The organism is Ideonella sp. (assembly GCF_041287625.1).
GTDB lineage: Bacteria > Pseudomonadota > Gammaproteobacteria > Burkholderiales > Burkholderiaceae_C > Ideonella.
In genome coordinates this window covers 59,083-68,355 of record NZ_JBGGNH010000052.1, presented here as the reverse complement: position 1 = coordinate 68,355, position 9,273 = coordinate 59,083, and the positions used below count along the sequence as shown (strand labels likewise).

General features: G+C 63.8%; 3 protein-coding genes. All 3 read right to left on the bottom strand.

The genetic code is table 11. The annotated features are described in order from the left end of the window. Window positions 1-671 precede the first annotated feature (671 nt). The gene (locus ACAH41_RS19495) at window positions 672-1,619 is read right to left on the bottom strand and encodes a phage exclusion protein Lit family protein (protein ID WP_325651667.1); all 948 of its coding nucleotides are present in this window, start codon (window positions 1,617-1,619) and stop codon (window positions 672-674) included. Between the two features lie 2 nt (window positions 1,620-1,621). Then, entirely contained in the window at window positions 1,622-5,497 is a 3,876-nt protein-coding gene (locus ACAH41_RS19490) for a hypothetical protein (protein ID WP_325651669.1), read from the bottom strand. A 460-nt stretch (window positions 5,498-5,957) separates the two neighbouring features. Further along, entirely contained in the window at window positions 5,958-9,257 is a 3,300-nt protein-coding gene (locus ACAH41_RS19485; RefSeq protein WP_325651671.1) for an amino acid adenylation domain-containing protein, read from the bottom strand. Between the last annotated feature and the right edge of the window lie 16 nt (window positions 9,258-9,273).

The following is a 9,273-nucleotide window of genomic DNA, read 5'->3' as shown; positions in this document are numbered from 1 at the left end:
CCGGGGGCTGGTGTTTAGTTCAGGGCCAGAGCGAAAGCGTGGGCAGCCGCCGAAGCGAGCCAGGGATTGACGCAGGAGAACGGCCCGGTTTCGGCGGGGCCCGCCGCGGCCGATTCGCCGCCATCCGCGTTGACGGAATGTCCACTACGCAGCGGGTGCGGTCCTTGAGCTACGCGTCCCGACCGACTCGTCAGGGCGGATTGCTGCCATTAGCCTGTGGAGACTGGCGGAGCCAAAAGAGCACACGTTGCATAAAGAGCCGGTGCGGATAGACCTTTCCAGGCAAGTCCGGCAGATTGGCGATGGTTCTGGCCAGCCGCTGTGAATATCGAATCTCGCGGAGGCCGGGCGTCCAAAGCGACCTCACGTGGGCAAGGCCCCATGGCGAAGGACGGTTCCGAGAACGCGTGGATCCAAGAACTGAATACGCGCTCGTCGTCCATCGAACATGAAGTCCTCGCGATGGCGCCCGCGCAAGCCACCATCCGTGGCTACGACTTTAACCGTACCCCTTAGACGGCCCCCTCCTGCGTGCCGCATCCGCATCCGCATCGTCGTAAGTAAAGTCTCCAGTCGTGAGGGCAACCTCGGTAGTCTTCACACGCGGCAAGCGTCGGTAGAACGCCTGCCGCGAAAGCCGAAGGCACGTGCTGGTCCTCACCGGGGGCGCATCAGGCTTGTGGTTTCAATCCATCGAGGCGATCCAGTTTATCGGTCAGGGCGTCAGCGGCGGTGTCAAAAATGAATGGACTTTGTGCGTCCAGATCCTTATGCAGAATGTGCCGCAGCACCAAGGAAATCAGATACTCGAAGTAGGCACGCTCAGCTTCGCCTTCGAAGTTCAGGCCGCGAAGCATATGCTCCAGCCGGTGATGCAGCGGCAGGTGCGTTGTCGGTTGCTTGGCTGTGCTTTCGCCCTTCACCAAGTATGAGCTCAGAAGCGCCGCGAGAATTGCCCATCCTCGTGACAGCTTCTCTGTGTCACCAAGCATGGGATTGACCAATGCCTCAAACGCCCCGTTGTCGGCATCCTTCTCAAGTTCAAGAATCACCTCTTTAGGAGGGTTTGCAGCCCGGATGTCGAGGTGCCTCTGTTCAGCGTGAATGAACTCGTGAACCAGCATGAAGCTGGTGGCTTCCTGAAAGACAAGATTCGCCTTTTCGCCGTACCAGCGCTCCTGACTGCTTTGATAATTCTCCGGCGACGGCAGATGCGCGGGCCATGGGGTATGCGAGGCGCGTAAACCGAACGCCCATTCGAACAACTCACGCGCGCGACTCAAAAGCGGCGTACGGTCATCAATCTGTGCCGGTGACTCTCCTCGCAACAGTGGTTTGTGTACACCCTCCTCGTACAAGATCATCCAGGCATAGATGAACGCCCAAAGAATCTCCAGATAGGTGACCTGCAGCCGGATTTCGGGAGCTGAATCCCGGCTTTCGCGCGAAATCTTCGGCGCAACCGGAATCCCTGGTCGCTCATCGAGCTCGATCTCAGGGCTGATGCGGCCCTGCTCTACGGCGGCTTGCAGCCGTGCCTGGAAGCTCTCGTTGGCTTTCTCAAATGCACTGAGGATGTTGTACCGAAGCGCGAGCACGGGAGAAGTGGATCCGTTCATCTCTAGTTTGCTTGTACTGGCTGGGAGGCAGCGTCCCAATCTGCGAGCATCAGCCTGTATCCCAACACTTGCGCGTTCGCATCAGTGATCTCGTTGCGAAAGAGGGAGGCTTGGTCCTGTGCAATGGACGGGCCGGCGCCGTTCTCTTGGACCTGGCTAATCGCCTTCTGCGCACACTCGGCGAGAAACGTGCCCGTGGCCACTATCACTTCATCGTCGTCGCCCTTCCTGAGCGTCAGAAAACTCCCCACACGACCTGCAAGCGGTGCCACGAGTTCGTTGAGGTAGTCCGCTTCCTCGGAGTTCAGGTCCCGGTCAAGACCCGTCATCACCGCAGAAATACTGGTGCAGTCGCCAAGGATTCTGTCGAATGCCGCAGTCGCAACGTCATCGAGCAGAGGATACTGAAGCAGCGCTTGCCATTCTTTCGTGAACTCGAATTGGGGAAAGACAGTCGAAACTCCGCCCATGGCAAACCGAGCGGCGACCTTCCCGCGTAACAAAGGAGCCGCTACGCGGAGGTAAGGGCCGTCCCAGGTGTGCTCGCTCGCAAAGCGCTCGATCGCTTGAAAAAACTCGACGATTTCGTTGCACGGCAAAAGAATGGCAAACGATGCGGGAGGCCACAGGTGATCAAACGGGTCATTGCGGGCCACCACCACACATCCTGGCTCAGCTCCTCGAAACTGGACTTCGAGCTCTCGACGACGCGCCTCAATCAGGCCTTGACCACGGGAGAGGGCCAGAGCACTAGCGGCGCCAAGAGCTGAGTGCTTGCGTGACCGCTTCGATAGCGCGGCTCTACTTGAGTGCGACTCGGTGGGGCACGTGTGCATATCCGCCAGCACGTAGGAAATCTCTTTGAGCAACTGTGCGGCACCCTCGAAGTCGACATCGCTCGCCAGGTCTGTGTACCGCCAAAGCTCAGAAGAGGCCACCGCACGCATCTTGTTTGAGATCTTTATCGTGTTGATCGCCTTTAGCAGAGGTCGCTCGACCTTCCCTGACACGAGGTCTGTTGTGATTTCCTGGATTCCCTGCACCACATCGGCGACGGTATCTGAAGTGTCGTAACTTCCTTGGTCCAGAACTCCGGAGACGGACGAGCGAACGCGACCAGGGAGGATCATTCCTGTAAGAAGCTGTCGGATGGAAGCAAGCGCATGCAGCTTCGAGGGTGCTGGCTCCAAGCGACAGAAGCACTCTGCGGCACGGCGCAAATTCGAAAGCGTCTCGCTAAGCGCTGTCGCCAGGCTATTGGCGCGAGCCGTTTCCCCGTCCGTCTCCTGAACCTGCTGAACGCTGCGAAGCTGTGCCCGGTTCCAAGCCACCCGCGCCGGAACGACTATGCGGCTGCGGTCTAATCGGACGTCAGCCACCGGATAGTCACCTATCTTCAGAACGCTGCCATCTCCGAGCACTGCGGAGACAGCGGCCGCTTGCGCGACCGGCTCGGCGGCAATGAGCATGTCGCAGATTGAAACCGCGCGTTCGTGCAGATTAGACTGGACTGTGTCGTTCACCAGGCGGATGTTGGCCCGGATGACGGATACACCTTCGCCATTGTCTTCAAGGGTGGGCTTCGTCAGCCAAGCGGTATCACTGTGCAATCTCTCGAGTAGGTGAGCCGAGCCGCCCTGGGTTGTGAGAGCTTCCGCTGCAAGTTGCTCGCTCAACTCGCGCAGCACGCTGATGAAGCCAAGCACCTGTGAAGCCGATGCGGGCTCGCTGAAAGGGGTGCTCACCAGCCACTGGGGGGTGGCCGGCGGTTGCGTTGTGCCATGTAGGGGCATTAGTGCAGCTGCGAGTTCGACCGCCTGTTGCAAACTCCAGGGGGGAGGTGGCGGTGAGCTGGAGAGCTGCATTGACAACTGCAATCGCTTGTCCGGTATGCCGATGCCCGAGAAGCGGCTCATCGCACCGCGAATCCTCTCCCAAAAGTCCATCCCTTCCAGGTTCGCATTCGCTATAGTGAGCCCGAATACCGTGTGCGCGAAGCGTTCGTCGATCTTCTCGTCCTTGCAGATCTCCATCCAGGCCTTGCCGACGAGATCGCAGGTGACCAATCCCAAGCCGTGAAACGCCGCAGTCCAAGCCTCAATCTTGGAGCCTGGGAGCAAGGAGGCCAAGTCTTGTACTACGGCGTCATGAACTGTGGGTAGCTCGCGATAAAGACTGGCAATAAAGCTGGCGAGATCCTTGAATCTGATACACGTCAGAGCAAGGTGCAGAGAGGATAGCTCAGTCTGATGTGTTATCTCCCGAAGCAGGATGTCCAGATGCCGTGACCTGATTTCATGGAGCCCGCCGATGGAGTCGTCGCCCACTAACGCGACGGCGTGCTCTTGAACCAAGCGGTTTAGAGCTCTGGCAAATGCGATTGGGGTCAGGCCAGTCTTTTCGCGTAGACGCTCCTTGTCGATAGCTGCGGAGAAGCGTGAGGCGAATGAGACCGCCTGCAAGATCAATAGCTCATCGTCACGAGCCTCCTTGACGCGCTGGCGCAACTGGTCGCGAAGCACCGCTTCGAGCCTTTGCCCTTGGGTCACTAGGTGCGTGAATTCGAGTAGCAGCCCCTTGCTCTCTTCGAATGGTTCGCGCCAGTGATGAAAGCGACGCGCCTCAGGCGATGGCAACTGAGTGAAAAGCCGAGTCGCGAGTTCTTCGTCCAGCTGTGGCCTGACGACCGTGGTGCTCCGAAGGTCAGATAGGAGATCGAGGTCTTCTTCTCGAATCGTGCCAATCAGGATGACGCCTTCAGACTCCCCGGCCATGCGGACCACCTCGTCCCAGGTGTCGGCGAAGTTTCTGCCTACGTCGTCCAGGATGAATCCGACCCTGCGAGTCCGACTCGCCTCATTGGCCCTCGCAAGACGTAGCAAAAGAGCGGACTCATCCGACGCGAGTCTCGCAACTCTGTACCAGATCACATCGTGCCGCGTAGAGTTCGCATACAGCCATGCGCTGGCCGACTTTCCGCTGCCTGATTGGCCGGCGATGAGGGTCGCTCTTCCGCTTTCGACAGCGGTCTCGACCTGCTCAGTGACGGCTGGACGCTCGAACACCAGGCCGGCCGCGACATGGCCAGCTACTACGTTCACGCCTGCGTAGAACGCTTCGTCATGAACCCTGACGGAGAAGTCGACGATTTCACAGATGCCGTCCTGGATGGCGCGCTGCAGTCCGCCTTCCTGAGTGGCGAGGAGAACGCGCTCCATTGCCCCAGCCACGTCGGCAGTCGTTACGTTTGCGGCGTTGGATGCCTTCGCAGAATAGTTCTCATCAGAGCAGCGGCCGGCGTCCACGCGAAGTTGTTGTGCCACGAGCCTGCAGGCGAAGGCGGGCGCGCCTTGCTTTTCGGTGAGGAGCTGAACGCAGCACTCAATTGGAGTGCTCTCGACCAGGAGAAATGAACGCTCAAGCAACTGCTCCACTGTGAAGCTTCTCGCCGAGGGAGGCAGCGCGTCCAGGGCCTGACGGACTACAGCAACATCCTCGTACGACGACAGAGGCACCTCCCATCCTTTGGCCTCCAGGCCGATGACAGCGCGCTCAAGGATCACAGCGATACGCACACTGCCCTGAACCCACTCTTCCTGCGACAGTAGGGCCGCAGTCTTCGCCAGGTACTCGGCGAGTTGCAAAGCGCGAAACATGCCTTTCGGATCGTGCATGGACTTCGCCTGGATCCGGGTCTCTACTCCGTCAACGAACAGGGCCAGGTCGTCCAGACCTTCAGGCACGAGTTCGGCGGTAGTGCCCCGATTCCATTGCTCCACAAGTAGGAAGGCTGCGGCAGCATCCTGATAGCGGAAGCCGCGGCCAGCACGTGCTCCGGCGCGCGTCTGCTCCCAACGTTGGTCTTCTGGAGTACTCATCGACGCCCATTTTCGTACGTATGGCGCATTCCCGAGCGCCGCGCTCCGCAGCGGCTTTCGCGACTTTGGCAGTGTCAAAGTCGGGACGGCCTCTGTGCGGAGTGGCGGGCGGTGATGGAGCCAAGCAGATGGTCAGTGCCTTGAGTAAGGCAGAGTCGGCGTTCAATCGCCAACCCTAACTCCGAGTCGTGGCGGTGCGTAGTTAGCCCGCCTGCACTCAAGGTGGAGACTGACGTCTGATTTAGACCAATCGCGATCGCTCGTGCCGCCAGTCGCCCAGCGTCCGGTATCGGCAAAAGTAGTTCTTCGAAGCTGAAGGTTTCTGGCAGCTGTCATTTACGCGCAGACGGGTGACCGGCCGCATTCAGCCTGAAGCTGTCGGCAATCCACTTTTTGGCTCAAGGCGCGCCGTTGACTCGCGTCATTTCCACGAAGCAACACCCGCCTTTGACGCAGCCGTTCAAGCCAGACTGTCCAAAAACGCATCCATCGCGGCCAGCGCCTGATCGGCATCTCGTCCTTGCGTTTTCGCCGCAGTTCGCAGGCCATCCAGGTGCGCAGCCAGGTCTTGCAGCACCGGCAGCCGGAACACGTCCTTCAGCGCCAAGTCAGCATGACCGGCCTGCTGCAGGCGTGCGACGAGTTGCACGGCCAGCAGCGAGTGGCCGCCCAGGGAGAAGAAGTGGTCGCGACGGCCCACGCGGGGCCGGCCCAGCAGGTTTTGCCAGAGCGTGGCCAGCGCCTGTTCGGTGTCGCCTTCGGGTGCCTCGTGGGCAGCGGCGTCCAGCGCAGCGCCGGGTTCAGGCAAGGCGTGGCGGTCGACCTTGCCGTTGGTGTTCAGCGGCAGCGCGGCGAGTTGCACCAGGGCCGAGGGCAGCATGTATTCGGGCAGCACGCGGGCCAGGGCCGCGCGAAGCATCGCGTCGTCCAGCGGCTCGCCGCCCTGCGCGATGTAGGCCACCAGGCGCAGGCCGGTGGGGCCTGTGCGGGCCATGACCACTGCGGCGCGCACACCGGGCTGGGCCAGCAGCTGGGCTTCGATCTCGCCCAGCTCGATGCGGAAGCCGCGCAGCTTGACTTGGTGGTCGCTGCGGCCGAGGTAGGCCAGCCGGCCATCGGCGCTGGCGCGCACCAGGTCGCCGGTGCGGTAGAGGCGCGCGCCGTCGTGGCCAAAAGGATCGGCGATGAAACGCTCGGCGCTGAGGCCGGGGCGCTGCAGGTAGCCGCGGGCCAGGCCGACGCCGCCGATGTACAGCTCGCCGGCGGCGCCCAGCGGCACGGGCTGCAGGTCCGCGTCCAGGACGTGCAGCCTGGTGCCGGCAATGGCGCGGCCGATGCCAGGTTCGCCGCCCGGCGGCACGGCCTCGGCGCTGGACCAGATCGTCGTTTCGGTGGGGCCGTAGAGGTTCCACAGCGACACGCCCAGCGCCTGCAGCGAAGCGACCAAATCCGGCGGCAGCGCCTCGCCGCCGCACAAGGCTTTCACCCTGGCCTGGCCACTCGCGGGCCAGCCGGCGGCCAGCAGCAGGCGCCAGCCCGAAGGCGTGGCCTGGACCACGGTGGCGCCGCTCGCGTCCACCAGCTGCGCCAGCGCGCGGCCATCGCCCAAGGTGTCGGCATCGGCCAGCACGAGCTGCGCGCCGCTGATCAGCGGCAGCCAGAGTTCCAGCGCGGCAATGTCGAAGGACAGCGCGGTCAGCGCCAGCACCACATCCTGCGGACCCAGGCCTGGCGCCTCGTCGCGCATGCTGAGCAGGAAGTGCGACAGCGCGTGGTGCCGCACCATCACGCCCTTGGGCCGGCCGGTGGAGCCGGAGGTGTAGAGCACATAGGCGAGCTGCTCGGCATGCACCGGCGCGACAGGCACTTGAGCGGGACCGTGCGTGAGTTCCAGGTCCTGCAGCATCAAGACAGGCAGGTTCGCGCCCGGTGGCGCCGGCTGGGCGGCCAGCAGCAGCTTGGCGCCGCTGTCGCGCAGCATCAGCGCCAGGCGCTCAGGCGGCAGGCCAGGGTCCAGCGGCAGGTAGGCGGCGCCGGTCTTCAGGATCGCGAGCAGGCCCACGACCATCTCGATGGACCGTGGCAAGGCAATGGCCACCAGTGTTTCGGGGCCGGCGCCGCGGGCGACCAGCGCATGGGCCAGCCGGTTGGCGTGGGCTTCCAGCTCGGCGTAGCGCAGGCTGCGGCCGGCGCAGCGCAGCGCGATGGCCTCTGGCGTGGCTGCGGCCTGGCGGGCGAACAGCGTGTGCAGCGGCGGCGCATCGGCGAAGCGGCGCGGGTTGTGGGCGGCAGCTTGCCAGGCCTGTTCGTCAACATGCGGCAGCGGCAGCTCGGCGAGGCGGCTTTCGGGTGCCTCGGCCAAGGCGCGCAGCACCGCTTCGGCATGCTCGGCCAGCCGGGCGATGGTGGCGCGCTCGAACAGCTCTTGCGGGTAGCCGAAGTCCAGCCGCAGGCCGCCGTTTGCGTCTTCGACCGCGGTGACGCTCAGCTCGAACTGGGCCGGCTTGTCCAGCGCCAGGTCCAGCGGCTGCACGGTCAGACCCGGCAGCGTGGGGCGGGCGCTGCCGTCAGCGCGCAGATGGTTGAACATCACCTGGCACAGCGGGCTGCTGCCGAGTTGGCGCTCGGGCTGCAAGGCCTCGACCAGTTGCTCGAACGGCAGGTCCTGGTGCGCCTGCGCGCCCAGCGCGGCTTCACGCACCTGGGCGAACAGCCGGTGCAGGCGCATCCTGCCGTCCAGCTGGCTGCGCAGCACCTGGGTGTTGACGAACAGGCCCACCAGGCCCTCGGTCTGCGCGCGGTGCCGGTTCGCGATGGGCACGCCAATGCGGATGTCGCGCTGGCCGGTGTAGCGGTAGAGCAGTGCCTGCAGCCCGGCCAGCAAGGCCATGAACAGCGTGCCGCCCTGCTGCTGCGCCAGGCGGCGCAAGCCCTGCACCAGCGCGGGTGGCAGCGGGTGTTCCAGGCGGGCCAGCCGGTGGGCAGCTTCCGCGCGGCGCGCATGGTCCGCCGGCAGTTGCAGCACCGGGTGTTCGCTGCCGAGCTGCTGGCGCCAGTAGGCCAGCTGGCGCGCGGTTTCACCGTCGGCCAGCCAGCGGGTTTGCCAGGCGGCGTAGTCGGCATAAGCGATGGGCAAAGCCGGCAGCGCGCCCTGCCCCGCGTACAGCTGGCCAAACTCGCGCAGCAGCAGCTGCATGGACCAGCCGTCTGACACGATGTGGTGCATGCCCAGCACCAACAGGTGATCCTCTGGCCCCAGGCGAACCAGCGCCACACGCAGCAGCGGGCCGCGCGCCAGGTCGTAAGGCGTGAGCAGCAGGCGCTGCAGCGTGGCCTGCACGCATGCGGCATCGGGCGCCTCGCCGAGATGGTCGATCAGGGGCACCTCAATCGCCATCTCGGGCTGGATCACCTGTTGCGCCAAGCCGTCTTCACCTGCCTCGAACACGGTGCGCAGCGAAGCGTGCCGGGCCACCAGGGACTGGAACGCCTCGCGCACCGCCGCCGCGTCCAGCACGCCTTGCAGGCGCAGCACTTCGGCCATGTGCGCGGTGGTGGCCTGCGGGTCCAGCTGCCACAGGAACCATTGCCGCTGCTGGGCATGCGACAGCGGCGCACGCGCCAGCTGCAGCGCCGGAATGCCGGCGGCCACCGGCGCAGCATCACCACGCAGGCCTGCGGCGAGCTGCGCGGCCAGCCTGGCCTGCTGCTCGGGGGTCAGGCTGGCGCGGCGGCTTGCAATGTTGTGCAAAGTGCTCATGCGAAAAGGCGTTTCT